The sequence below is a fragment of the Gemmatimonas sp. genome, assembly GCF_027531815.1.
In the GTDB taxonomy this organism is placed as follows: domain Bacteria; phylum Gemmatimonadota; class Gemmatimonadetes; order Gemmatimonadales; family Gemmatimonadaceae; genus Gemmatimonas.
The window spans coordinates 467,700-492,292 of record NZ_JAPZSK010000006.1 but is presented as its reverse complement, the minus strand read 5'-3'; the positions used below and the strand labels follow the sequence as shown (position 1 = coordinate 492,292).

General features: G+C 67.5%; 22 protein-coding genes. 4 read left to right on the top strand and 18 right to left on the bottom strand.

Annotated features, from left to right (window positions below; genetic code table 11):
* Positions 1 to 3 precede the first annotated feature (3 nt).
* The 4 genes from pufL to pufB all read right to left on the bottom strand — a co-directional run bounded on the left by pufL (position 4) and on the right by pufB (position 1,555).
* Positions 4 to 828: a photosynthetic reaction center subunit L gene (gene pufL / locus O9271_RS09645; protein WP_291262572.1), complete on the bottom strand. Its 825-nt coding sequence runs from the start codon at positions 826 to 828 to the stop codon at positions 4 to 6.
* Between the two features lie 169 nt (positions 829 to 997).
* Positions 998 to 1,213, bottom strand: coding sequence for a light-harvesting antenna LH1, alpha subunit (gene pufA, locus O9271_RS09640; protein WP_291262573.1), 216 nt, complete (start codon positions 1,211 to 1,213; stop codon positions 998 to 1,000).
* Between the two features lie 9 nt (positions 1,214 to 1,222).
* Positions 1,223 to 1,393: a light-harvesting protein gene (locus tag O9271_RS09635; RefSeq protein ID WP_298268786.1), complete on the bottom strand. Its 171-nt coding sequence runs from the start codon at positions 1,391 to 1,393 to the stop codon at positions 1,223 to 1,225.
* Positions 1,394 to 1,420: 27 nt separating this feature from the next.
* The gene (gene pufB / locus O9271_RS09630) at positions 1,421 to 1,555 is read right to left on the bottom strand and encodes a light-harvesting antenna LH1, beta subunit (protein ID WP_298268783.1); all 135 of its coding nucleotides are present in this window, start codon (positions 1,553 to 1,555) and stop codon (positions 1,421 to 1,423) included.
* 189 nt (positions 1,556 to 1,744) lie between these two features.
* On the opposite strand from pufB, the gene bchO reads away from it, so the two are divergent.
* Positions 1,745 to 2,611, top strand: coding sequence for an alpha/beta fold hydrolase BchO (bchO, locus tag O9271_RS09625; protein ID WP_298268780.1), 867 nt, complete (start codon positions 1,745 to 1,747; stop codon positions 2,609 to 2,611).
* A 112-nt stretch (positions 2,612 to 2,723) separates the two neighbouring features.
* Here the strand turns inward: bchO and bchZ are convergent, their stop codons facing one another.
* The 5 genes from bchZ to O9271_RS09600 all read right to left on the bottom strand — a co-directional run bounded on the left by bchZ (position 2,724) and on the right by O9271_RS09600 (position 9,203).
* Positions 2,724 to 4,181: a chlorophyllide a reductase subunit Z gene (bchZ, locus tag O9271_RS09620; RefSeq protein WP_298268777.1), complete on the bottom strand. Its 1,458-nt coding sequence runs from the start codon at positions 4,179 to 4,181 to the stop codon at positions 2,724 to 2,726.
* A 1-nt stretch (position 4,182) separates the two neighbouring features.
* The gene (gene bchY / locus O9271_RS09615) at positions 4,183 to 5,676 is read right to left on the bottom strand and encodes a chlorophyllide a reductase subunit Y (protein WP_343213892.1); all 1,494 of its coding nucleotides are present in this window, start codon (positions 5,674 to 5,676) and stop codon (positions 4,183 to 4,185) included.
* Between the two features lie 154 nt (positions 5,677 to 5,830).
* Complete coding sequence (locus O9271_RS09610; RefSeq protein ID WP_298268771.1) at positions 5,831 to 6,826, bottom strand: chlorophyllide a reductase iron protein subunit X; 996 nt, start codon at positions 6,824 to 6,826, stop codon at positions 5,831 to 5,833.
* Complete coding sequence (gene bchC / locus O9271_RS09605) at positions 6,823 to 7,776, bottom strand: chlorophyll synthesis pathway protein BchC (RefSeq protein ID WP_298268768.1); 954 nt, start codon at positions 7,774 to 7,776, stop codon at positions 6,823 to 6,825. The genes O9271_RS09610 and bchC overlap by 4 nt, the downstream gene beginning before the upstream one ends.
* A gap of 203 nt (positions 7,777 to 7,979) precedes the next feature.
* Positions 7,980 to 9,203 (bottom strand): methyltransferase, encoded by a 1,224-nt coding sequence (locus O9271_RS09600; RefSeq protein WP_298268765.1) that lies wholly within the window; start codon positions 9,201 to 9,203, stop codon positions 7,980 to 7,982.
* 174 nt (positions 9,204 to 9,377) lie between these two features.
* Between O9271_RS09600 and bchI the strand changes: the two genes are divergently transcribed.
* Genes bchI through O9271_RS09585 form a run of 3 tightly spaced genes read left to right on the top strand, consistent with a single transcriptional unit; the run spans position 9,378 to position 13,190 of the window.
* The gene (gene bchI, locus O9271_RS09595; RefSeq protein WP_298268762.1) at positions 9,378 to 10,433 is read left to right on the top strand and encodes a magnesium chelatase ATPase subunit I; all 1,056 of its coding nucleotides are present in this window, start codon (positions 9,378 to 9,380) and stop codon (positions 10,431 to 10,433) included.
* Complete coding sequence (locus O9271_RS09590; protein WP_298268759.1) at positions 10,414 to 12,291, top strand: magnesium chelatase subunit D; 1,878 nt, start codon at positions 10,414 to 10,416, stop codon at positions 12,289 to 12,291. The genes bchI and O9271_RS09590 overlap by 20 nt, the downstream gene beginning before the upstream one ends.
* Positions 12,288 to 13,190, top strand: a complete 903-nt coding sequence (locus tag O9271_RS09585; RefSeq protein ID WP_298268756.1) for a DUF3623 family protein — start codon at positions 12,288 to 12,290, stop codon at positions 13,188 to 13,190. The genes O9271_RS09590 and O9271_RS09585 overlap by 4 nt, the downstream gene beginning before the upstream one ends.
* 119 nt (positions 13,191 to 13,309) lie before the next feature.
* On the opposite strand, the gene O9271_RS09580 is transcribed toward O9271_RS09585, so the two are convergent.
* From O9271_RS09580 to O9271_RS09540, 9 genes are all read right to left on the bottom strand, one after another.
* Positions 13,310 to 14,557, bottom strand: coding sequence for an ABC transporter permease (locus O9271_RS09580; protein WP_298268753.1), 1,248 nt, complete (start codon positions 14,555 to 14,557; stop codon positions 13,310 to 13,312).
* 1 nt (position 14,558) lies between these two features.
* Entirely contained in the window at positions 14,559 to 15,803 is a 1,245-nt protein-coding gene (locus O9271_RS09575; RefSeq protein ID WP_298268750.1) for an ABC transporter permease, read from the bottom strand.
* Positions 15,804 to 15,806: 3 nt separating this feature from the next.
* Positions 15,807 to 17,063 carry an ABC transporter permease gene (locus O9271_RS09570; RefSeq protein ID WP_298268746.1) on the bottom strand — a complete coding sequence of 419 codons (1,257 nt, stop codon included), beginning with the start codon at positions 17,061 to 17,063 and terminating at the stop codon, positions 15,807 to 15,809.
* Positions 17,064 to 17,072: 9 nt separating this feature from the next.
* Positions 17,073 to 18,320: an ABC transporter permease gene (locus tag O9271_RS09565; protein WP_298268739.1), complete on the bottom strand. Its 1,248-nt coding sequence runs from the start codon at positions 18,318 to 18,320 to the stop codon at positions 17,073 to 17,075.
* A 49-nt stretch (positions 18,321 to 18,369) separates the two neighbouring features.
* The gene (locus tag O9271_RS09560) at positions 18,370 to 19,635 is read right to left on the bottom strand and encodes an ABC transporter permease (protein WP_298268736.1); all 1,266 of its coding nucleotides are present in this window, start codon (positions 19,633 to 19,635) and stop codon (positions 18,370 to 18,372) included.
* 3 nt (positions 19,636 to 19,638) lie between these two features.
* The gene (locus tag O9271_RS09555; RefSeq protein WP_298268733.1) at positions 19,639 to 20,886 is read right to left on the bottom strand and encodes an ABC transporter permease; all 1,248 of its coding nucleotides are present in this window, start codon (positions 20,884 to 20,886) and stop codon (positions 19,639 to 19,641) included.
* A gap of 55 nt (positions 20,887 to 20,941) precedes the next feature.
* Entirely contained in the window at positions 20,942 to 21,622 is a 681-nt protein-coding gene (locus O9271_RS09550; protein WP_343213891.1) for an ABC transporter ATP-binding protein, read from the bottom strand.
* A gap of 122 nt (positions 21,623 to 21,744) precedes the next feature.
* Positions 21,745 to 23,028 (bottom strand): efflux RND transporter periplasmic adaptor subunit, encoded by a 1,284-nt coding sequence (locus tag O9271_RS09545; RefSeq protein WP_298268728.1) that lies wholly within the window; start codon positions 23,026 to 23,028, stop codon positions 21,745 to 21,747.
* Between the two features lie 15 nt (positions 23,029 to 23,043).
* Positions 23,044 to 24,546: a TolC family protein gene (locus O9271_RS09540; RefSeq protein WP_298268725.1), complete on the bottom strand. Its 1,503-nt coding sequence runs from the start codon at positions 24,544 to 24,546 to the stop codon at positions 23,044 to 23,046.
* Positions 24,547 to 24,593 lie beyond the last annotated feature (47 nt).

Genomic DNA, 24,593 nt, shown 5'->3' with positions numbered 1-24,593 from the left:
GCCTCACTTCCAGATTGGGAGGTTGAGCCACCAGCTCCACCACTCGGGCCAGCCCTTCGTCCAGAAGGGACCGGAGATCACGATGCAGATGGCACTCCAGACCGCCGCGCCGACCGCGAGGAACAGGCCAAGGCGGTGAATGCCGATTGCGCCGATCGAGTAGCCGACCAGGTCGCGGAAGAAGACGTTCTCCTGTTCACTCGTTCCGACGGGCGTACCCTTCGGCGGATTGGTCACCGAGAGGATGAGCGAGCCGTGCATCGCGAGCGCGAGGCAGTTCGTGAAGAAGAACGTCACGGCGATCATGTGCGCCGGATTGTAGTGGAAGTGGAGGTACTGGTACCCCACGTTCGACACCCAGTCCAGGTGCGAGAAGATGCCGTACGGAAAGCCATGTCCCCACGCGCCCAGCAGCAGCGGACGAATGACGACCAGCGTCACGTAGGCCAGTACGGCACCGCCGTACGCCCACGGGATGTGCATGCCCATGCCGAGTTTTCGGGCGATCTCGGCCTGACGCAACGCCCAGGAGCCGAAGGCCCCGATGGCGCACAAGGTGATGATCTGCCACAAGCCCCCCTCACGCATCGGCGCGAGGCCGAGCCCGTACTTGAGGTCGGGCGGGGCAATGTTGATCTGCCACAGGTTCCACGTCGGCCCCATCGCCGCGCCCCACACGCACAACAGCGTGCCAAGCGTGACGAAGATGATCGTCGTGACACCAAAGAAGCCCACGTAGAACGGACCGAACCAGAAATCGAAAAGATCTCCGCCGATCAGCGTACCACCGCGGACACGATACTTCTTCTCGAAGCTCAGCATCGCCATGGGCGATATCTCCGGACGCGCAGAGAAAAGGCAGCGGGGGGAATTGCGGCTGCGAATTACCAGGGAACTGCCAGCAACTGCCTAGGAAAATGCGAACGTTTTGCGTCGGCCGGGGCTGGCGTCGCACTGACACGTGCGAAACGCCAGCCCGGCGACGACGCGCGACGTTTTACCGGCCGGGCGGGAGCGGCGACATCTCTGCCGCCGCCGCCGGAGCCGACGCCCCGACGGGCGCCTGATCAGCACCGAGCGTCCCGTTTTCGATCCACGAGTAACGCTGCGAGCTGAGCAGGATGAAGTGAATGACCAGCGCAAGCACCGCCAGGAAGCCAACCATGGCCACCAGCACGCGCCGCGGGTCATACATCAACCAGATGCGATGCATGGGTACTCCTTACTTGGTGGCGGCCTGCGCGGTCAACGGCGCGTACTTCGCCTTCAGCGTCGCAGGCCAGTTGAACTGCCCGTAGGCCCAGATGTGCATCACGAGTACCGCGCCAACCAGGAACGATCCGAGCGCGCTCATGATGATGTTCGGGTCGTGTCCCATCCAAATTCTGTGCATGTGTTCTCCTGCTCGAGAATCAGAGGGTTAGAACCACGGACGCCACGACCACGCCAGGAAATGCGCGACCGCAGCAACAACGATGTAGCCCATGGTGCCGGTCACCATGTAGCCGTGGAAGCGACGCGCCTCTTCCTCGGTCATTCCGCCCTTTTCCGACATCTCTGCCTCCAAAGGAACTGACTGATGCTACCGCGCTCCGCCCGCGCGGCTGGGATGCCACCCGAGTAACGGGCAGCGAGTCTTGAACTACGGGGTGTAAACTGGACCTTACGGTTCAATGCGTCAAGAAGAATTTACGGTTTCTGACGCATCAATTTCATAACACCCCAAAATCACCATATTCCCGACATGATCCCTCTGGACTGGCCGCTCCGCGAGTACTCCCAATTTCAGGCGTGCGACGGCCTCACGTGGCACCTCCAGCGGTCGGGACTCCCCCCCGATGCCGCCCCCACGATCGTGCTCATGCACGGCACCGGGGGCAGCACCCACTCCTGGGCCGGCGTCGTACCCGCCCTCCACGGCCACTATCACGTGGTCAACATCGATCTCCCCGGTCACGGCTTCACCGAGGTCCCGGCCAGCGTCGAACGGACCCGCAATCCCTACAGCCTGGCCGGCATGTCGCGCCTGCTGCACGCCCTGCTCGATGGCATCGGCGTGCGGCCGCAAGTGGTCGTGGGGCACTCTGCCGGCGTGTCCGTGTTGCTGCGCATGATACTCGACGGCTACCTGGCGCCCGAGCGGCTGCTGGGCGTCTGCCCGGCGCTCGTGTCCCCGCCCGCGTGGTATGTGGCGCTCATTGCGCCCGTGCTGGGGCTCGTGCTCGAAACCGAGGCCGTGGCCGGCACCACCGCCCGTCTGGCCGCACAAACCCGCCTCATCGAGCGCATGCTCGGCAGCACCGGTACCACGCTCACCGCCCCGCAGGCCGCCCGCTATCGCCAGCTCTGCTCCCGCCCCGCGCACGTGCACGCGGCCATTGCCATGATGGCGCGCTGGGACCTGCCCGCGCTCTTTCGCGACGTGGGCGTGCTGCGCACCCCCGTGCAGCTCATCGCCGCGCGCGGAGATCGCTGGATTCCACTCGCCCCCCTGCGTCGCGCCGTGGCGCGCATTCCGGGGGTGACGCTGACCGTGGAGGAGGGAGGGCACCTGCTGCCGGAAGAAAGGCCGGAGGTGATCGTTCACGCCCTGTGCGGGAACGGCGACTAGCCGCCAACAACGCGGCAAAACATACCACGCAAACGCGCCAGCGGACCCTCGGTCCGCTGGCGCGTTCGACCCTACCGGACCCCGTGGGCGGGGCACCCTGCAAGGAGCCGCATTACGCCGTGGCTCCCTGCAGCGTACGCCGGCTGGCCAGCACGTGATCGCGGGTCACGACACTGTCGCCAAGCTCCCGCGCATCCTTCTCCGCCGCATCCCGCAGCCGCTTCGCCGCCGAAATGCGAATGAGAATGGGGAACCCTTCGCACAGCTCGTCGAACGTCGCCTTGGCCTCGTCGTCCCACGGCAACTCCTGGTGCAGGCGCGCCGGGGTGGCGTCGATCTTGTCCATCTCCGTGCCCAGCGGCAGGATGTGGAAGAGCGCGTCGAACAGCTGGTTGCACACCTCCTGCACGATGTACGTGGCCCCGCTGTAGCCCATGAAGGGGGTACCCGTGTGCCGGCGAATGATCGCCCCCGGGAAGGACGCCGGGATGTACATCGAACGCGACCCCAGTTCCGCCAGATACATGCGCTCGTTGTAGCTGCCGAACATGATGAGCGGCGGCTTCGCCTTGAGGGCGTCCTTCACCGCCTGATTGTCCGGCTTCACGCCCGGACGGCGCGCGAAGCTGAACGCGCAGGGCATACCCATCTCCGTCTCGAGGAAATGCCGGATGCCGCGGGCGTGTGTCTCGTTCGCCACGATCGCGAAGCTCGCCGTGCCGAAGAAGTCCTGCGTGACCGATCGCCACAGATCCCACAGCGGCTTGATCGTCGTGTGCTTCTCCTTCTCGATGAACGGCTCGGGATCGAGCCCCAGCAGGTCGCCGAGCGTGCGCAGGAACTTGGTCGTGCTGTGGAGACCGATGGGCGCCTGCAGGAAGGGCACCTCGAGATCTTCGCACAGCATGCGGCCGAACTCGCGGTACATGCAGATGTTCACGTCGGCATCCACCAGCCGCGGAATGTCCTGCATGTGGCTCCCCAGCGGGAACACCATGTTGATCTCGGCGCCGATGCCTTCCACCAGGCGACGGATCTCGTGCAGGTCACTGGCCGTGTTGAAGTAGCCGTAGATGGGGCCGATGATGTTCACGCGCGGCTTGTCGCCGGGCTGCTTCTCGCGGCGCTTGGGACGCACGCCCTTCTTGAGGCCGTACTCCGTCCACAGCCAGTACAGGGCACGGTTGGCGGCCTGCCACTGGTCTTCGTCGATGGTGCGCGGCAGGAAGCGCTGGATGTTGGTGCCTTCCGGCGTCACGCCACCGCCGATCATTTCGGCGATCGAGCCCGTCACGACCACGCTGGGCAGTTCGGGGTCGAGGGTGCTGTGCGCCCGCTTCATGGCGCCTTCGGTACCGTGCTGGCCCAGCTCCTCTTCGCCGAGCCCCGTGACCACGATGGGCAACTCATGCGGGGGCAGGGCATCGGTGTAGTGCAGCACCGAGGTCACCGGCAGGTTCTCGCACCCCACCGGGCCGTCGATCACGACCTGCATGCCCTTGATGGCGGTGAACACGTACACCGCGCCCCAGTAGCCGCCGGCGCGATCGAGATCGAGGATGAGCGTCATCTCAGACCATCTCCTCGGCCTTGCGGGCGCGCGCGAGCTTCGCGATGTGGCGCTTGTAGTGCTCGCGGAATTCCGGCTTGTCCTGCGGCACGTCTTCCCACACACCGGCCTTGAAGCCGCTGCCCACGTCGCCGAAGAACGCCTTCATCTCGTCGAAGCGCACCTTGTTGCCGATGGCGGCGTTCACCACCTGTGCCAGCGAGCCGGCACCGGCCGGACCCATGAGCGGACGCGCCGAGATGAGATTGGTGAAGTAGAGCGCCGGAATGGTGAGCTCCTTGGCCTTCTGCACGACCGGTGTGGTGCCGATCGCGAGATCGGGCTTGAACTCATCCATGGCCGCGCAGTCCTGTTCGAGCGACGCGCGATACTGGATGTGCACCCCCTTCGCTTCGAGCCATTCGCGATCGGCATCGCTGTACGGGGTGCGCGGGCAGGCGGTGCCCACGTAGCGTACGTCGGCGCCGCTCTCCACGAGCAGGCGCGCCACCAGCAGCTCCGAGCCTTCGTAGCCCGACATCGTGATGCGGCCCTTGATGGGCATCGCCGACAGCGCGCCCTTGATCGCGGGGAGCATGCGGTTCTTCACGGCGTCGATCTGCTCGCGCGACACGTTCGCGGCCTGACCGATGTGCTCGAGCCACGCCTCGGTGCCGTCGTAGCCCACCGGCGCCGAGCCGATGATGGGGCGACCGGCCGCTTCGAACTCGCGGTAGGTGGCCACGTAGAACGGGTGAATGGCTGCCGCCACCACGCAGTCGAGCGCCGCATACAGCTCGCGCCACTCCCGGGTGGGCACCACGGGGCCGGCCGCGAGACCGAGCCCGTCGAGCATCATGCCGATGCCCACGGGATCGGCCGGGAACATCTCGCCGATGAGCGAGACAGTGGGCTTCTGCGAACGGCCGGCGCGCGGCGCCTGCACGGGCCCCTGTTCGGCCTCGAGGCGCGCGTACTTGAGCATGGCGCCCGCGAGCACGTCCTTTGCCTCGGCGTGCGTGGGCACACCGAAGCCCGGCACGTCGATGCCGATGATGCGCACGCCGTTGATCTCCTTGGGGAGGATCTGCAGCGGCACACCGGACGCCGTGGGCACACACAGGTTGGTGATCACGATGGCGTCGTACAGCGCCGGGTCGGCCATCTGATACACGGCGTCGCGAATGTCCTCGAACAGCTTGCCGGTGACGAGCGTCTCGGAGTTGAAGGGCACGTAGCCCACCGTGCGACGCGCGCCGTAGAAGTGGCTCGTGAAGGTGAGCCCGTACACGCAGCAGGCCGAGCCGCTGAGGATGGTGGCGGTGCGGCGCATGCGCAGTCCCACGCGCAACGACCCGAAGGCGGGGCACATGCTCTGCGGCTGATCGTGGGGCCCCTTCGGATAGTCGGCAGCGTAGCGATCGAGCACGTCGCTCTTGCCGGCGGCGCGCGCGGCCTCGAGCATCTGCTCCTTGCCCGAGTGGCAGCCCAGGCCATCGGCCTGCGTGGCGGCCATGTTCACCGCCTTGCCGTCCACCACGGGCAGTGCCTTCCCCGACGGGCCGCTCGGAGCGCACCCCATGCCGCCCGGCGCGTCGGCGTCGTTCAGCATGGGCACCTCAGAAACGTCGTCGTAGACGACTTCCTTCTCGTTGGACATCGCGCAGGCCTCAGACGGTGTCGTAGACGACTTCGAGCGTCGGCTTCACGATCTCTTCCTTGCCGACCATGTCGAACATGGTGGCCGGCTCCATCACGAAGTCGCGCCCGGTGGTTTCGGCCGAGAAGAGGCCGAGGAGCTGATCCTGGGTTTGCGGCTTGGGGCGTACCGGCGGGGCGTCGGCGACGTTCTGCGCGAGCTCGGCGAAGAGCGCGCCCCACTCGCCATCGGGCTTGCCGATGATCTCGTAGCTGGCACTCTTGCGGCGGATGTCCTCGTGCGCGGGAATCGCGGCGAGCACCGGAATGCCGGCGTTGCTGGCAAACGCCTGCGCTTCGCCGGTGCCGTCATCCTTGTTGATGACCATGCCGGCCACGCCCACGTTGCCGCCCAGCTTGCGGAAGTACTCGACCGCGCTGCAGACGTTGTTGGCCACGTACAGCGACTGCAGGTCGTTCGAGCCGACCACGATGACCTTCTGGCACATGTCGCGCGCAATGGGCAGGCCAAAGCCGCCGCACACCACGTCGCCCAGGAAGTCGAGCAGCACGTAGTCGAACCCCCAGTCGTGGAAGCCGAGCTTCTCGAGCGTTTCGAACCCATGGATGATGCCGCGCCCGCCGCAGCCGCGCCCGACCTCGGGACCGCCCAGCTCCATGGCGTACACGCCGTCGCGCTTGAAGCAGACGTCGGAGATGGAGACCGCCTCCCCGGCGAGCTTCTTGCGACTGGAGGTTTCGATGATGGTGGGGCAGGCCTTGCCACCGAAGAGCAGCGATGTGGTGTCGGACTTCGGGTCGCAGCCGATGAGCAGCACCTTCTTGCCCTGCTGCGCCATCATGTACGAGAGATTGGCGAGGGTGAAGCTCTTGCCGATGCCGCCCTTGCCGTAGATCGCGATGATCTGCGTCTCCTTGGTCACCGGGCCCGTGTGCACGGTGTCGACATCCGACGAGGCCTCATCGCGGATATTCTTGTGCAGCTGGTGCAGACCGTTCTCGCTCATGCAGCAGATCTCCAGTCGAGGATCATCTTGACGCAGTGGGGATCACCGAACGCCGTGGCGTAGGCGTCGGCGGCACGCGCCGCGGGTTCGCGGTGCGTGATGAGGCCATCGAGGTCGAGGCGTCCGCTGTTGGCGAACGCCGTGATGGCGGTGAGGTCCTGCTCCTTCCACTGCGCCGCAATGCGGATGCGCGCTTCGCGCAGGAACGCGGGCGGGAAGGTGAACGACACCGGTTCGCTGTAGAAGCCGCCGAGGACGATCTCGCCGCCCGGCATGAGCTTGTTGACGAGGGAATCCATGATGCCGTCGGCGCCACTCACGTCGCAGATGACCTGGTAGCCGCGCGTGGTGTCGTCGTTGGGGTGGATGACGGCATAGCCGCGCGCGCCGTCCATGCGAATGGGATTGGTTTCCCACACGGTGGGAGCCGGCGCGCCGTAGAGGACACAGAGGCGAGCAATGAGACGGCCGAGGGCACCGTGCCCCACGATGAGCCCGGGCAGCTTGTCGAGGTGGTTGGCCGGATCGGGCTCGAGACAGTGATGCGCCGTGGCCGCGAGGGCGAAGAGCGCCCCCTGCTCCCCCACATGATCGGCAAGCGGGATGGTCTTGGCACCGGGCACCACCACGCGTGACGCCTGTCCACCGAACAGGCCGCGGGCTTCGTTGAAGCCCTTGGAGCCGGGCACGTACACCAGCTGCCCCGGCTCACGTCCGGATTCGGCTCCCGCCTCGACAATGAGCCCCACCCCTTCGTAGCCGGGGACCAGCGGATAGGCGAGACCAGGGAAGGGGGGCATGCGCCCGGTGAAGAGCAGCTTCTCGGTACCGGTACTGATGCCGGAGTACTGCATGGCCACCACGACATCGGCGGCGGTGGGTTCGACGAGCGTCAGTTCGCGGACGGACAGTTTCGTCGGTTCTTCGAAGACTACGGCGAGGGTGTTCACGAGTGTACAGTGAAGTTGACAGTGGTTGCTGTCAATAACCAGAGATAATCGTTCGGGTATGGGGTCCGAGACTGATAGGACGGTTCGGACCGAGCTTCCTAACGAGGAGCAGGGGGAAGACGGTCAGGCGGAAGGGGAAAGGCGGGGTCCTACGGCCTTCCCCCTGATCCCTTCGCCCTGCGCCCTGGTTCGGCCATCGCGCCCTAGACTTCCGCCACGATGAGCCCCGTCTGGATCGGGAAGCGGGTGCGAAGTTCGCGGCTCCTCCGGAACCCGGCCGTCTGCAGCATCTGGTGCAGCTCGGAGGCCCGGCGCGCGCGCCCCTTGCCCATGGCCATGAGGTAGAACGAGAAGTAGGCGTCGCCCACCGTCTCGGCGCCCTTGGCGCCCGCCAGCGCCTCGGCGATGAGCAGGACCCCGCCCTTGGGGAGCGCGGCCCGCACCCGCTGCAGCAAGCGCAGCACCGACAGATCGTCGTGGTCGAGCAGCACGCGCACCAGCGAGCAGACATCGGCGCCCGTGGGGAGGGAGTCCGCGTGGAAGTTGCCCCCGTAGCACTGCACCCGGTCACCCAGGCCGATCTGTTCGAGTCGCGTACGGGCGCGCGACGCCACGGCCGGCAGGTCGAACAGCTGCAGCTGCAGCCGCGCATGCCGCGCGCCCACGAGCGACAGGAATGCTCCCTCCCCTCCGCCAACGTCGAGCAGGCAGTCGTGCTTCGACAGGTCGTAGGCGTCGAGCACATCGTGCGCCACCGGCGGCAGGGTGGCCGCCATGATTTCCGAGTAGGCGGCAACCCGCGAATCGTCGATCGCCTGCGGCCGCGGGGCGTCGGCGTACGACCAGTAGCGCGACAGCTCCGTACGGAAGTTGGAGCCCTGACGCAGCAGCGAGACAGGGTCGGCCAGGTCGTGATACGCCATCTTGTGATGACGGATGAGCGCCGTGACCCCGACGTTGCGCACCAGCGGAGCCCCCAACGGCCCCAACCCATAGCGGCCGTGCCGGCGCTTGATCAGCAGGCGCAACGACGCAGCCGCATTGAGCAGGCGCTCGGCGCTCGGGATGGGCATCTCGCCGTGGTGGGCGATCTCCTCGATGGTGCGGGCCCCATCGGACAGGTAGTCAAAGAGATCGATCTCCACGCAGGCATAGAGTGTCTGCGTGTAGACGAACCCCGAGACCAGGTCGAAGACCTTTCGCGACCGGTAGCGCGTAATGGGAGCCGTGAGCGGAAAGCGCGCACTCCAGCGCTGGAACTCATCGGTCGCAACCAGTTTGTACCAGCGATCGCGCACGCGCTCGAACCACGAGGGCGCCGGCGCACGGACGGTTGCCGAAGCAACCGGGGCGAGATCGGCCGTCGCGCGTGGGCGATCGGCGGCCGGAACGGTGGGCGCGGACAGCGCCTGCTCGGGGGGATTCACAGCAGCTAAGCTCGCGCGAGGAAACCGCAGTGTCAAGAAAAGTGTACACCTGCAGGCGCCGGGACTGTCAGGACATTGCGACATAGAATGTCCGGTCCTAACGTCATAGAAACATGGATTTCTCCAGCTGCCCTGCGCCACCCCCGGCGGCCGGCCGATTTTTTCAGGATTCTGATGCGACCTGTGTATCCGTTCAGCGCCATCGTGGGACAGGACGAGATGAAGCTCGCCCTGCTGCTGGTGGCGATCGACCCCTCCATTGGCGGGGTCATGGTGTTTGGCGACCGAGGCACCGGCAAGAGTACGGCGGTCCGTGCGCTGGCTGGGCTGCTGCCGCCGATGAAGGTGGTGCAGGGGTGCAAGTACGGCTGCGATCCGCACTCCACCACGCAGCGCTGCGATGACTGCCTCAAGCGGCTGGCCGAGGGGCAGCATCCGCGGGCGCTGCTCGCGCCGGTACCGGTCGTCGACCTGCCGCTCGGCGCCACCGAGGACCGCGTCGTGGGCGCCCTCGATCTGGAGCGGGCGCTCACGACGGGTGAGAAGGCCTTTGAGCCCGGGCTCCTCGCGCGCGCGCACCGTGGCTTCCTGTACGTGGACGAGGTGAACCTCCTCGAGGATCACCTCGTGGACCTGCTGCTCGACGCGGCCGCCACCGGTGAGAACGTGGTGGAGCGTGAAGGGGTCAGCGTGCGGCATCCGGCGCGTTTCGTCCTCGTGGGGAGCGGCAACCCGGAAGAGGGGGAACTGCGGCCGCAGCTGCTCGATCGCTTCGGGCTGGCCGTGGATGTGCGCACGCCCACGGTCATCGCGTTGCGCATCGACGTGATTAAGCGGCGCGATGCCTTCGATCGCGATCCCATCGCCTTCCTCGCCCAGTGGCAGAAGGCCGATGCCAAGGTGCGTCGCTCCATCGAAAAGGGGCGGACTCGCCTCGACGAGCTGACCGTACCCGACGCCATCCTCGAGCGCGCTGCGGCGCTCTGCTCGGCGTTGGGTACCGACGGACTGCGTGGCGAACTCACGTTGCTGCGTACGACGCGCGCGCTGGCCGCCTTCGAGGGCGCCAACGTGGTCACCCTCGATCACCTGCGGCGCATTGCGCCGATGGCGCTGCGCCATCGCCTGCGCCGCAACGTGCTCGATGACGCCGGCTCCACCACGCGCGTCGAACGCGCCGTGGCCGAACTCTGGGACGCGCCGGCCGGCGATGTCGTCGCCGCAGGCTGACCTGTCCGGCCGCTTCGGCGCCCTCGCGGCGCTGTTGCTGGCCGTGGACCCGCACGGGCTGGGAGGCGCCGTGCTCGACCACCCGCTGCACGAGCAGGCGCGCCAGTTCGGGGCCCTCGTGCGGGCGTGGCTGCCCGCGGGCGCCCCACTGCGGCGCGTGCCCGCGGGCGTGACGGCCGACCGCCTGTACGGCGGCGTCGATCTCGCGTCCACGCTCTCGGCCGGCCGGCTCGTCGCGGAGCGGGGGGTGCTGGCGGCGGCCGATGGCGGCGTGCTGGTGTTGCCCATGGCGGAGCGCCTGGCCGTGGCCGCGCGTACGGCGCTGTGCGAAGTGCTCGACCACGGGGAAATCACCGTGCAGCGCGATGGCATCGCCGACCGGCATGCTTCGCGCGTCTGCGCGCTGCTGCTCGACGAGTCGGTGGATGAGGAACTGGTGCATCCGGCGCTCGGTGACCGGGTGGCCTTCCGCGTGCGCTTCGATGGACGCACCAGTGAGGAGCTCGAGGGGATGGCCGACGAATCGGCGGCGCATCACTTCGCGCGGCTCGTGCGCGAGGCACGGGCCCGGCTGCCGCAGGTGACCGTGGACGATGCGTGGGCGGCGGCGCTTTGCCAAACGGCCGATGCCTTCGGGGTGGACAGTGTGCGCGCGACGCTCTTTGCGCTGCGCTGCGCTCGCGCCCACGCGGCACTCGACGGGCGTCTGGCGGTCACCGAGGCCGACGCGGAGAAGGCCGCCGCGCTCGTGCTGGCGCCGCGGGCCACGCGACTGCCTCCTCCGCCGCCGCCCCCCGAGGAGGAGGAGGAGGAGCAGGGTGACGATCCCGCGCCGCCGGAGCAGGAGGAGACACCGCAGCAGCCGCCCGAGCCGCCGCCGCAACTGGAGCAGCCGCCGGAGCCCCCCGAGTCGGAGCAGAAGGACAACGATGACGACAGCACGCAGCCCACGCCCGACAGCGGCGAGTTGCTGCGTGATGCGGTGCAGGCCGCGTTGCCCCCCAACCTGTTGGCGCAACTGGTGCAAAACAGCACGGCGGGATCCATGCAGGGCCGCGTGGGCGAGGAAACGCCCAACCTGCTGCGCGGGCGGCCACGCGGTGCCCGCAGTGGGCTGCCGCGCGGTGGTGCCCGGTTGCATCTGCTGGAGACCCTGCGGGCGGCTGCGCCGTGGCAGCGGGTGCGGGAGCGCAGCGCGGGTCCGGCCAGCGCCACGGCGGCACCACGGCCGCGTGTGGCCGTGCGCCGTGAGGACTTCCGCATTCGACGCTTCGTGGAGCGCACCGGCACCACGGTCATCTTCGTGGTGGACGCGTCGGGGTCGTCGGCGCTCTATCGTTTGGCTGAGGCCAAGGGCGCGGTGGAGCTGTTGCTGGCGGAGAGTTACGCACGACGTGACCGCGTGAGCCTGGTGGCGTTCCGTGGCCAGGGCACCGAAGTGCTGTTGCCGCCCACCCGGGCGCTCGCGCGGGCCAAGAAGGTGCTGGCGGCGCTTCCCGGTGGCGGGGGCACCCCCATGGCCCATGCCATCGATGCCGCCCTGGAACAGGCGATCGCCACGCGACGCGGCGGCAGCGCGCCACTCGTGGTGATGATGACCGATGGGCGCGCCAACATCGCGCGCGACGGAACGCCGGGGCGCAAGCAGGCCGAAGTGGATGCGCTGGCTGCTGCGGCGCGCTTCGCGTCGCAGCACATTCCGGCCATGTTCGTGGATACCTCGCCGCGGGGAGAACTTGTGGCGCGCAAGCTGGCGGAGGCCATGAAGGCGCGCTACATCCTGCTGCCGTCGGCCGATGCGAGGGCATTGGGAGGACTCGTGAGGACGGCAATGCAGATGGCCGAGGGAGGCGCATGAGCGTGGGGATGGATACGGTACAGATCCCGTTGGCGCCGACGCGTCCTACGGGCTGGCGGGCATGGCTGCCGTCGCTGTTGCGCGCGCGTCACCCGGACATGGTGCATGCCACGGACATTGCCACGCGCGAAACCACGATGCGGGTGGCGCTGCGCTCGTTCGGCGTGGTGGTGGCCTTCTGGTGGAGCACCACGGGCGTGGTCTTCGCGCTCGAGCGCACGCCGGGCACCCGGCTGCTGGGGCTCGTGGTGGCCAGCGCGTTGGCGCTCTGGGGAGCCTCGCTCGTGTATCTCGAGCGCGATCGCGACACGCCCTCGGCGGCCCGACGCAGCTTTCTGGGCGGCGCGTTTCTCTGGACGTGGGCGCAGGTCACGTTCTATGGCGGATGGATCATCGGCCCCGAGGCGCTGCGTCTCTCCATACCCGCCGAGCCGCCGTCGTGGAGCTTCGCCGTGCGGGCGGTGCTCTCGATGTTCTGGTATCAGCTCGTCATGCTGGGGGTGCTGGCCACCACCGCGTTCTTCACGCACAAGCGCGTGAATCGGGTGGGGTGGTACACGGCGGCGCTCTTCTGGGTCGTGCACCAGGTGGCCAGCATCAACATCTTCCTTGGCGTGGAGAACCCGGGTCGCGGATTCTTCCCCGACCAGCTGGTGTTCCTCGAGTCGTATTTCGGCCCGGTGCAGAACAGTTGGTTCCTGCCGTTCACGCTCGCGTGCGTCATCACCTACACCGTGGTCACGGCGGTGCTGGCCATTCGCGGGCGCACGCCGGCGTATCGTCAGGGCAAGATGCTGCTCACGGTGATCGGGGCGCTGTCGGTGCTCGAACTCGCCGTGCTGGGTGCTCCCATCCAGCTCCCGCTCTGGGAAGCCTTCCTCGCCGTGCGCGGGTACTGACGCCCGTTCCCGCCACTCCACGCTCGCGGAGTTGCTCGCCTCGGCGTTGGCGGCCACGGTCTGCGGGAGATGTTGATCTGCTCGATCGTCACGCCTGCCGCGGCGGCGTCCACCACGACTCACTCGTAACGCAGCGCTTCGATGGGATCGAGCCGGGCCGCGCGGCGCGCGGGAATCATGCCGAACACGATCCCGATACCCACCGAGACGACGACCGCGATCACCGTCAGGGTCACGGGGACGGGAGCGTCAATGTCGAGCGCCACCGCCGCTACCCGTCCGAAGGCGAGGCCCGCCAGAACGCCGATGACGCCACCGATGCCGGTGAGGGTGCTCGCCTCGACGAGAAACTGGATCAGGATATCGCGGCGTGTCGCGCCGAGCGCCTTGCGGACGCCGATTTCGCGCGTGCGACTGGTGACCGAGACGGTCATGATGGCCATCACGCCAATCCCACCCACGAGCAGGGCCACGCCGCTCAGCACGATCATCACCAGAAAGAAGACGCTCGTGAGGCTGTTGAAGGTGTTCAGGATCTGGTCCTGCGTTACGAGGTCGAAGGTATTGCCGTCGCCGGGGCGCAGTCGCCGGCTTTCCCGCAGCGCCATCTCCACGGCGCCCTGCGCATCGGCCACGCGCACGCCCGCTCGTGGCTTTACCGGGATGAACAGCGCGTTGGTGCGATCGATGGTGTACGAACGATCCATGAAGCGAAACGGCACCACGGCGCCCACGGATTGCCCGGGAGGCGCAAAGATGTTCCCGGGCTGTGCCCACAGGCCGATCACCTCGAGCACGCGCCCACCGATCTGCACGCGCCGCCCCAGCAGGCGCTCCTGGCCGAACATCGAGCGCGCCGTGTTCTCCTGCAGCACCACCACCGGGGCCCCGGCGGTGATTTCGCCGCGCGTGAACCACCGCCCCTCCACCAGTTCGCCACCCTGAATGAGGGTGAAGCCGTCGTCGGCCCCCATGATGGCCATCCCCTGCGTGCGTACGCCGTCAGCCTCGATGCGCGCCAGCGTCTGCGCCCACAGCGAGGCGTAGCCGATCTCCGGGAGCAGACGAATGCGCGCCACTTCCGCCTCGGTGAGATCGGGGCGGATGCGCACCTCCTTGGGGAGGTTGTCGGGATTGAGCGGGGTCTGCGAGAACTTCTTCAGCACGTAAAAGGTCGTGGGGCCGGCCACTTCGATCGTGGTCACGATCTGATCGCGAATGCCCTGGACCATGGCGGCCATCGTCATAACGGTAGCCACGCCAATGACCACGCCGAGGATGGTGAGTGACGAGCGCAGCTTACTTACACGCAGCGCTTCAATCGCCAGCTTCACATTCTCCGCGAGACCACTGCCCGACAGCGGCATGTCAGGTTTCCGCGCGCATGGCCGTGATGGGGTCGAGCCTCGCGGCGCGCGAGGCCGGGTACACGCCGAAGAGCACGCCGATCCCCGCCCCCAGCACCAGCGACAGGGCCACACTCCACGGCGTCACGCGGGCGGGCAGGGGGCTCGCGCTGCTCACCACGAACGCCAACGCCCATCCCGCTGCCACGCCCAGCACGCCGCCGGCGAGCGCCAGCGCTACCGCTTCGGCGAGGAACTGCCACCGGACGTCCGCGGACGTGGCGCCCACCGCCTTGCGCAGCCCGATCTCGTGCGTGCGCTCGGTGACGGCCATGAGCATGATGTTCATGATCACGATGCCGCCCACGAGGATGCCGATGGCCACCACCGCCGGTACCACGGCAAAGAGTACGCTGGTGAGTTGCTTCCAGAAGGCGATGAATGCTTCCCCGGTGCCGATATCGAAGTCGTCCCGGTCGGCGGGGCGCAGGTGACGCGTCACGCGCATCGCCTCCTGCGCGCGCGCCATGGCAGGCGCCACCTCCTCGGCCGTCCGCATCTTCACCGACACGACCGTCTGCTGGCGTCGCCCCCAGATGGACTCGAAGGCGGGAATGGGAATCATCACGAAGGCATCGAACGACTGCCCCAGCACGCGCCCCTTGGGTGCGACCACGCCCACCACGGTGAAGCGGCGGCCGGCAATGCGCACCTCCTGGTCGATGGCATTCCCCTCGTCGAAGAGATCCTTCGCCACATCGGCGCCAATGGCCACCACGGGGCGGCGCTCGCGCACGTCGAGTTCACTGAGTGGCCGGCCGGCCACGAAGCGGTAGTCCTGCACCGCCTGGTATCCCTCATTCACGCCAAACACCAGCACACTGCCGAGGGTGCGATTGCGCCACACCACGTCGGCGCGCGGCGTGGGCCACCCGGTGGAGAAGCCAATGGACTGGGCGTCGGGGAGCACCGCCGCCACGGCGGCCGCGTCACGCTCGTCCACGCGCGGGCGCTTCTGCAGCAGGCGGAACTCGTCGTCGGTGAAGAGCCCCAGGCTGAGCGGCAGGCGACGCACCTGGAAGGTGTTCATGCCGATCATTGCCTCCGCGATGTTCTCCTTCACATAGGCATTCATCCCCTGGATGATTGCCACCACCGCCACGAGAAACCCCACCGACACCACGATCCCCAGCAGCGTGAACGCGGTGCGCAGGAGGTTCACACGCAACTGGCCGAACGCCAGACGGAAAATGTCGATGGGGAGCATGGCTTACTCGTATCGCAGCGCCTCGACCGGATCGAGGTTGGACGCCTTCACGGCCGGCAACATGCCGAACGCCACGCCGGTCACGGCGCTGGCGACGAGTGCGGTCACCACGATGCTGGTGGGCAACTCGGCTGGAATGCTGGTATTGGAACGGATGACCCACGCCAATAGCGCGCCCACCGCGAGGCCCACAATGGCGCCAATGCTGGTGAGCGTGGCCGCCTCGACGAGGAACTGCCACCGGATGGTGCCGGCGGTGGCGCCCAGCGCCTTGCGCACGCCGATCTCCCGGGTGCGCTCGGTCACCGAGATCATCATGATGGCCACCACGCCCACGCCCCCCACCAACAGCGCCACCGCCGACAGGGCCAGCCCCACGGCGAATATGGCACCAAAGAGCTGGTTGAAGGTGTCGAGCAGACGATCCTGCTCCACCAGGTAGAACGTTTGTCGCTCACCCGGCTTGAGGCCGCGGCTGGCGCGCAGCGCCGCCGTGACTTCGTCCATGACTTCGTCCTGTCGCGCGCTGGGGAGCGGGCGCACGGTGAGCATGAGCCCACTGCGGAACGCCTGCAGCTGGCGCACCGCCGCCTGCAACGGGATGATGGCGCGAGGTGTGTCGGGCCCCTTGCCCTGCAGCGACAGCAGGAAGCCGGCGCGCGGTGAGTACACGCCGATCACGGTGAACTGCTGCCCATTGAGCGTGATCTGCTTGCCGATGGCCTCGGACTGGCCAAACAGCTGCGCTTTGAGCGTGTCGTTGATCAGCGCCACCGGGGTGCCGGCGGCGTCTTCATTGCGCGTGAAGTTGCGCCCCGGCGCAATGTCCGACGCGTTCACCTTGGGCCAGTCCACGCTGTAGGCGTCGTAGCCCACATTGTCCACGCGACTGTTGCGGTAGGCGAAGTTCGCCGACCCACCCAGTGTGGCAATGACCGTTTCCACCCCGGGCAGGCGCTTGATGATGTTCCACTCATCGAAGCTGATGGGCGGATTGCTGCGGTCGGGACACTTCTCGTCGGTGCCGTCGCAGCCACTCAGCCCACTGCTGCGTCGCTGCACGAAGAAGCTGGTGGCACCGATCTGGTCGAGGTCCTGCTGGAACGACGTGCGGATGCCGTTCACCACCGCGCCCATGGCCACCACCACGAACACGCCAATGGCGACGCCGGCAATGGTGAGGCCGGCGCGCACCTTGTTGCCGCGAATGGCTTCGAGCGCCATGCCCACGCCTTCCAATACCAGCAGCAGACTGTTCATGAGGGCTCCTCAGTCGGCGCGCAGCGCGGCAATGGGGTCCAGTTGCGAGGCGCGACTGGCGGGATAGAGCCCGGCGCCAATGCCCACACCGGCCCCAGTCACCAGCGCCGCGGCAATGGACCAGGGCGCCACCGCTGCCGGCAGCGGCGTGAGCACGGCGACCAACTCGGCGAGGCCGATGCCCAGCCCGATGCCGATGGCCGCCCCGATGGTGCTGAGCGTCGCGGCCTCCACGAGGAACTGCGAGAGGATGTCCTTGCGCTTGGCGCCCAGCGCCTTGCGCACCCCGATCTCACGCGTGCGTTCGGAGACCGCCACCAGCATGATGTTCATGATCACCATGGCGCCCACGACAAGGCTGATGGCCGGCAGGGCCGTGCCGAAGAGCACGAGGCGCCCCTTGAGCTGCTTGATGAAGCCGAAGGCCGCATCCTGCGTGACGATGCCGAAATTGTCGGGCTCCGCGGCGCGCAGGCCGCGGAAGGCGCGCAACGCGCCGCGCGCGATTTCGATGCCTTCCGCCAACTCCGCCTGCGTGGGCGCCTGCACGATGAGTGTGCTGAAGTCGCGCAGCGGGCGAATGATGCGCTGCATGGGCGAGGTGTACGGGGCAATGGCCAGGCGATCGAGGGAGAAGCCGAACACCGAGCCCTGCTTCTCCACCACGCCGATCACGGTGAAGGGCACCCCGGACACGCGCAGCACGCGATTGATGGGATTGAGCCCCGGGAAGAAGTGCTCGGCCACTTCCACGCCGATCACCAGCACCGGCGCGCCGGCGCGCACTTCCTGATCGGTGAAGGCGCGCCCCTGGTCCACCACGAACTTCTTGATGGCGAAGTAGTTCGCGTCGGTAGCCACCGCCTGCACCTGCCGCGGCCGCGCGCCCGGGGCACCGGCGTACTTGAACGTCTCGCTGGAGATGGTCGATGTCATGGACGGTGGCAGCGCACCGCGCACGGCGTCGATGTCGGTCATGCGCAACAGCGGACGCCGCTGCGCTTCACGCGAATCGAAGCCCCGGTTGCCACCGGGACCACCCGCCACGTTGTCGAAGCGCCGCACCGTGAACGTATTGGTGCCGATAAGGCGCGACGCGAAATCTTCTTCGACGTACTTGCCCATGCCCTCCACGATCGACACCACCGCGATGAGGAACATCACGCCGATGGTGACGCCGAGGAGCGTAAAGGCGCTCTTGAGTTTCTGGACCCGCAACTGGGCGAGGGCCAGCCGAATGGCATCGAGGGTTCTCACCCCAGAACGATAACACCCTCCGGGTCGGCCGGTCGTCCCCCGGAGGCCGCTATTCGTACCGGAGCGCTTCCACCGGGTCGAGACGCGCGGCGCGGCTGGCCGGGAGCATGCCGAACAGGATGCCGGTAATGCAGCTGGCGCCCAGCGCTGCCACCACGGCCATCGGCGGGATGCTGGCGTTGATGGGGGTGAAATTGCGAATGAGCAGGGTGCCCAGCCACCCCACGAACAGCCCGATGGCGCCGCCGATGCCGGTGAGCGTGGCCGCCTCCACCAGGAATTGCCACAGAATGGTGGCCTTGGTGGCGCCCAGCGCCTTCCGCACGCCGATCTCCCGGGTGCGTTCGGTCACCGAGATCATCATGATGGCGACGACCCCTACGCCCCCAACGATGAGGCCCACCCCCGACAGCGCGATCATGACGAGAAAGAACATCCCGAAGATCTTGTTGTAGGTCTCGAACAGCTTGTCCTGCGTGATGATCGCAAAACTCGACTCTTCGGAGGGCCGGGCGCCGCGCAATCCGCGCAGCGTGGCGGTGACGTCATCAATGGCCAGGTCCCGGGCGAGGGCCGGTGCCAGCTCCTCCCGCGGCTTCACCGCCAACGCCACGCCGCTTTCCCGGGCCCCGATCGAGCGGATGAGCGCGGTGATGGGCACCACCGCCTTGGGGCGGTCGCCACCGTTCAGGAAGCTGACGTTGTCCTTGAACACGCCGATCACCTCGAAGGGCACATCGTTCATGGCAATGGCCTTGCCAATTGGGTCACTGTCGGCGAACAGCCGCTCTGCCATGAGCGTACTGATGACCGCCACGCGCGCCCCGGTGCGGACCTCCGACGGGGTGAAGGCCCGCCCCGGATACACCTCCGGCGCGTTGATCAGCGTCCACTCCGCCGAGTACCCCTCCACGCTGGTGGATGCCAGCTCGGTGGAGCGGTAGGCCACCTTGGCCCCCCATTCGAGCCGCTCGCCCACCGCGTCCACCGAGGAGAGCCGCCGCAGGGCGTCCACTTCGTTGGGGCGCAGTGGCGGGTTGCGCAACCACTGGCAACTGTTCTCGCTACCGTCGCAGCTTTCGAAACTGATGGGGTAGCGCGCGACGAAGAACGTGGTGGGCCCCATGCTGGCAAAGTCCCTCGCCACGGCCTGGTTGATGCCGCGTACCGCCGCTGCGATGGCCACCACCACGAACACGCCCACGGCGATGCCGAGGATGGTGAGCCCCGCGCGCACCTTGTTGGCGCGCGTCGCATCGATGGCAATACGGACGCCCTCGCTCACGGCCAACAGCCCCGTGGGGAATGCACTCATGGCTTACTCCTGCCGCAGGGCAGCGATGGGATCGAGCCGCGAGGCGCGGCTGGCGGGATACACGCCGGAGATGATGCCCACGCCCGCGCCCAGCGCCACGCCTGCAACGATGGACCAGGGCGCGACACTGGCCGGGAGGGGCGAAACCGCTGCGATGAGCTGCGCCAGCCCGATACCGAGCCCCACCCCGATGACCGAGCCGATGGTACCGAGCGCGGATGCCTCGATCAGGAATTGCAGCAGGATGTCCCGGCGCCTGGCCCCGAGGGCCTTGCGAATACCGATCTCTCGCGTGCGCTCGGCCACGGCCACCAGCATGATGTTCATGATCACGATGGCGCCCACCACGAGCCCGATGGCGGGGAGCGCCACCCCGGCGAGCACCAGATAGCCCTTGATCTTGTTCCAGAATTCCAGCGCGGAATCGGCCGTTTGCAGCGAAAAGTTGTCCTTCTGTGCCGGCCGCAGCTGGCGCTGCGCGCGCATGGCGGCGCGCACCAGTTCCATGTTCTCCGTCATGGCCGGTACCGTGGGCGACTGAATCACCACCGCATCCACGATGTTGGGGCGCGAGTTGAGCAGCCGCCGCGCCGGCGAGCGGAAGGAGGCCACGACGAAGTTGTCGAAGGACATGCCGAACACCTGGCCCTGCGACTCCGCAACGCCCACCACGCGATAGGGCACGCCACCCATCTTGAGCTCCCGGCCGATCGGGTCGAGCCCGGGAAAGAGCCGGTCGGCGGCATCAGGGCCAATCACGACCGACTTCTCGCCGCGGTCGAGCTCCTGTTCCGACAGCAGGCGTCCGCGCGTGACCCCCATCTTCTTGATCGCGAAGTAGTCCCCCTGCACGGCAACGCCGCGTACCTGGCGAGGCTTGCCGCTCGTGCTGCTCGTGGCCATCACCATGTCTTCGCTGTACAGGTACCAGCGCGAGTCGGCGGGGAGTGTGGCCGTGGCCGGTGCCACGTCGGTGATGTCGAGCCGTGGGCGCTTGCGGTACTCCTCCCACGTCGACTCGTCGACGTCGCCGATATTGATGTTGGGACGATGCCGCAGCTCGAACGTGTTCACGGCAATGAGCTTGCCGATGAGGTCCTCCTCCATGTACCGCCCCATCCCTTCCACGATGGACACAACGGAGATGAGGAACATCACACCGATGCACACGCCGAGCAGCGTGAAGGCGCTCTTGAGCTTCTGGGTGCGGATGGTACGGAGCGCCAAACGAATGGCATCGAAAAACGGCACGGGGCCTCGCGGTAAGCGGTGACCCCGTGCCGTACGTGCCGCAGCTGCGCCGGTTTCAGTGCGTCGCGTGGGTCAGACCGACGCGCTCGATGAACTGTTCACGCTGCTCGTCGCTGGCAATCACGCCGTCGCGCAGCACCACCACGCGCCGGGCATGCGCGGCAATGTCGGGCTCGTGCGTGACCATCACCACCGTCTGCCCCTGCTGCGCCAGCTCCTCGAAGACCTTCATGATTTCCTCGGAGGTGGTGGAGTCGAGGTTGCCGGTGGGTTCGTCGGCCAGCAGGATGGACGGCCGGTTCACCAGGGCGCGGGCAATGGCCACGCGCTGGCGCTGGCCGCCGGAGAGCTCGTTGGGGCGGTGATGCATGCGCTCCCCGAGCTGCACGCGCCCGAGCGCCTCGCTCGCCCGCTTCTTGCGCTCGTCGGCGGAGATGCCGGCGTACACGAGCGGCAGCTCCACGTTCTGCAGCGCTGACGCACGCGGCAGCAGGTTGAAGGTCTGGAAGACGAAGCCGATTTCCTTGTTGCGTACGCGCGCCAGCTGGTCGTCGCTCATCTCGCTCACCAGCATGCCGTTGAGCCAGTACTCGCCCGCGTTGGGCGTGTCGAGGCAGCCGATGAGGTTCATGAGCGTGGACTTGCCCGAACCGGACGGTCCCATGATGGCCACATACTCGTTGCGCCGGATGGCCAGATCGACGCCGCGCAGGGCGCGCACGATTTCCCCGCCCATGTCGTACTCGCGCTTCAGCTGGCGCGTGACGATGACCCAGTCCTTCGTGGGTGCGGCGCCGTTGGTCGCGGTGACGGCGAGCCGTTCCCCGGTGGTGCTGAGGCCGATATCGCCCAGCGCGCTCACGACTTCTTCTCCGCCGCCACCTTCTTCTCGGGCACCGCCTCCTTCACCAGCGCGCCGTCCTTGAGTTCGCGGATGGCCTGGTACGTGCCGGCCACGATGCGCTCACCCGGCTTGAGGCCGTCGAGCACCTCGAAGTGGCGCTCACCCGCAATGCCCACCTTCACCGGGCGGAAGGTGACCTTGTTGTCGGTGCCCACGATGAACACGCCTTCCACGTCGCGCTTGCCGACTTCCTTGGTCGGCTGACGTCCCACCGTCACGGCGGAATCACCGTTGGGCAGGTCCTCGTTCTCACGCACGGTGAGGGCGATGATGGGAATGCTCAGCGCCTTGGTCCGCTTGGCGGTGACGATCTTGGCGGTGGCCGAGAAATCGGGGCGCGTGTCGATGGGCGGATTCACCAGCTGCACGCGCACCTCGTAGTCGATGGCCTGGTCGCCCGTGGCGCCCGCGGTGGCCGACTTGGTGACCGAGCTGTTGGAGATCTCCACCACCTTGCCCACGAACGCCGTGTCGGGGAAGGCGTCGATCTGGATGAGCGCCGAGTCGCCCACGCTGATGCGCGCCACGTCGGTCTCGTCCACCTTCACCTTGGTCTCGAGCACGCTCATGTCGCTGATGGTGAGCAGCGTGGCCGCGTCCTTGTTGAGCGTGCCCATGATGGCCGTTTCGCCCTCTTCCACGTTGAGCCGCGTGATCTTGCCGCTCATGGGGGCCGTGATGGTGGTGCGGCTCAGCGCCTGCCGGGCATCACGGACCGAGGCCACCGCCTGCTCGACGGAGTAGTTGGCCGCTTCGGCCAGCGCCTTGTTCACGTCCGCCTGCGTGCGCAGCTGCTCGAGCTGCTCTTCGCTGATGAGGTTGGGGGACTGCTTCTGGATGGCGGCCGACCGTTCGTAGTTGCGCTGCGCCTGAATGAGGTTGGCCCTGGCCTGCGCCGCCTGGGCCCGGGCCGATGCCAGCGTGGCCTCGGCGCGCTGCATGGCCGCGGTAGCCTGCTCGGGGTCGATCTGCAGCAGCAGCTGCCCCCGGGTGACCATCTGCCCCTCCTGCACCACGAGCCGCACGATCTTGCCGGTCACGTCGGCGGACACGTCCACCTTGGTGCGGGGCTGAATCTGGCCGCTGGCCGTGACCGAGGCTACGAGGTCGCGCGCTTCCACGGCTTCCACGCGCACTTCGGTGGCCTTGGTCTTGTTCTTGTTGGCGGCCACGACCGCGAGCCCGACCACACTCGCGAGGACCACACCACCGATGGCGTATTTGGCTGTCTTGTTCATGATGATAGGGCTCAGTTAGCGAAGCGGGCGACCGGCGGCATTTTCGAGCGCGGCAAACGCCCGTTGCACGTCGTATACGGCGGTGATGCGATCCGTCTCTGCACGCTCGAAGTCGCCGCGCGCCTGCACCAGGTCGACGAGGTTGCTGGCGCCCACCCGGTAGCGCTCCTGCGCCAGCGAGAGGGCGGTGCGCGCCGTGCGCACGTTCTGTTCCTGCAGCGATACCGCCTGCTGCGCCGTGTTGAGCTGCAGGTACGCCGCCGTCACGTCGGCGATGACCCGCAGCTCCTGGCCCCGGGTGTTGTTCTCGGCATTGCGACGCTGCACCTGCGCCTGTTCGATTTGCTGTTCGCGCCGGAACCCGTTGAACAGGGGCAGCGAGAGGCTCGCCGACACGCTGTACGGGTTACGGGTGAAGTCAAACGGGTACTGCCCCTGCGCGTCGCGGATGGATTGCTCCTGTGCCGGGGTGAAGGCAATGTTTTCGCACGCGGCGAGATTGTTGGCGAGCTGCAGGCGGGCACGGACCTCCTCAGAGCGGATGCATCCGGCACGCTGCGATGCCGCGCTGTTGCGCGCGGTGCTGATCAGCGCGTTGGTGTTCAGAAAGCGATTGGTGAACGCCGAGACGCCAGCCTGGAGCGCGAGCGACGGGTAGTAGCCGCTCTTGGCCGAGGTGAGCTGCCGCCGTGCCGACTCCTCGCGCATCTTGAGGGCGCCAAGTGCCGGATTGGCGCGTTTGGCCATGTCGAGCACCGCGGGCAGTTCGAGCGCCGGGGCGGCCGGCAGGTTGGGGTCGAGGGTGGTGCCTGGCACAGGATCGATGCCGATCTGCTGGAAGAGCCGCACCACTTCCACCTGGACCGTGTTGCGCGCGCGGAGCTGGGCCACGCGCTGCTGGCCATCAGCCACCTCGGCCCGCTGCACGTCAAGCTGCGTCCCCGAGCCCACTTGCAGCCGCGCGCGCGCGAGCTGCAGCTGTGCGGTGGTCGTGACGAGGAGCGTGTCCTGCAATATGGCGTTGGCCTGTGCCTGCAAGGCTGTGAGGTACTGATTGATGACGTTGTTGCGCACCGCCACTTCAGCCGCCGCAATGTCCGACTCGGTCGCTTCCTGCTCCGCCTTGACGGCGCGGCGGTCGTTGATGGCGCCAAGGGAAAGATTCAGGTTCGCCGACGCGCCGGCGTCGGTGGAGAGCTGGTCGTTGGTGGAGCCGAAGCCCTGACCCTGGAAGAACGTCTGGCGCCCTTCGCGATAGCCGCCGCCGAAGCTGGTATTCACGCTGGGGAGGAAGGCGCCGTTGGCCGCGCGCAGGTTCGCGGCGGCGTTTCGCCGCGCGTTCACCGAGTTGGCCAGTGCAGGGTTGCTGCGCCGCGCCAGGGAGAGGGCGTCGGCAAGCGTCAGGACGTTCCCCTGAGCGGTGGCCGGTGCCTGGGCGTGGGCCACCGCCGGAGTCATGACCCCGGCCAAGCAACCGATCGCCAGCGCGAACACGTGAAATCTCACGGGAAGCTTCATGATGTTGGTGCAGGGAGAAGAGAAAGAGGACAGGGGGGCGTACGGCG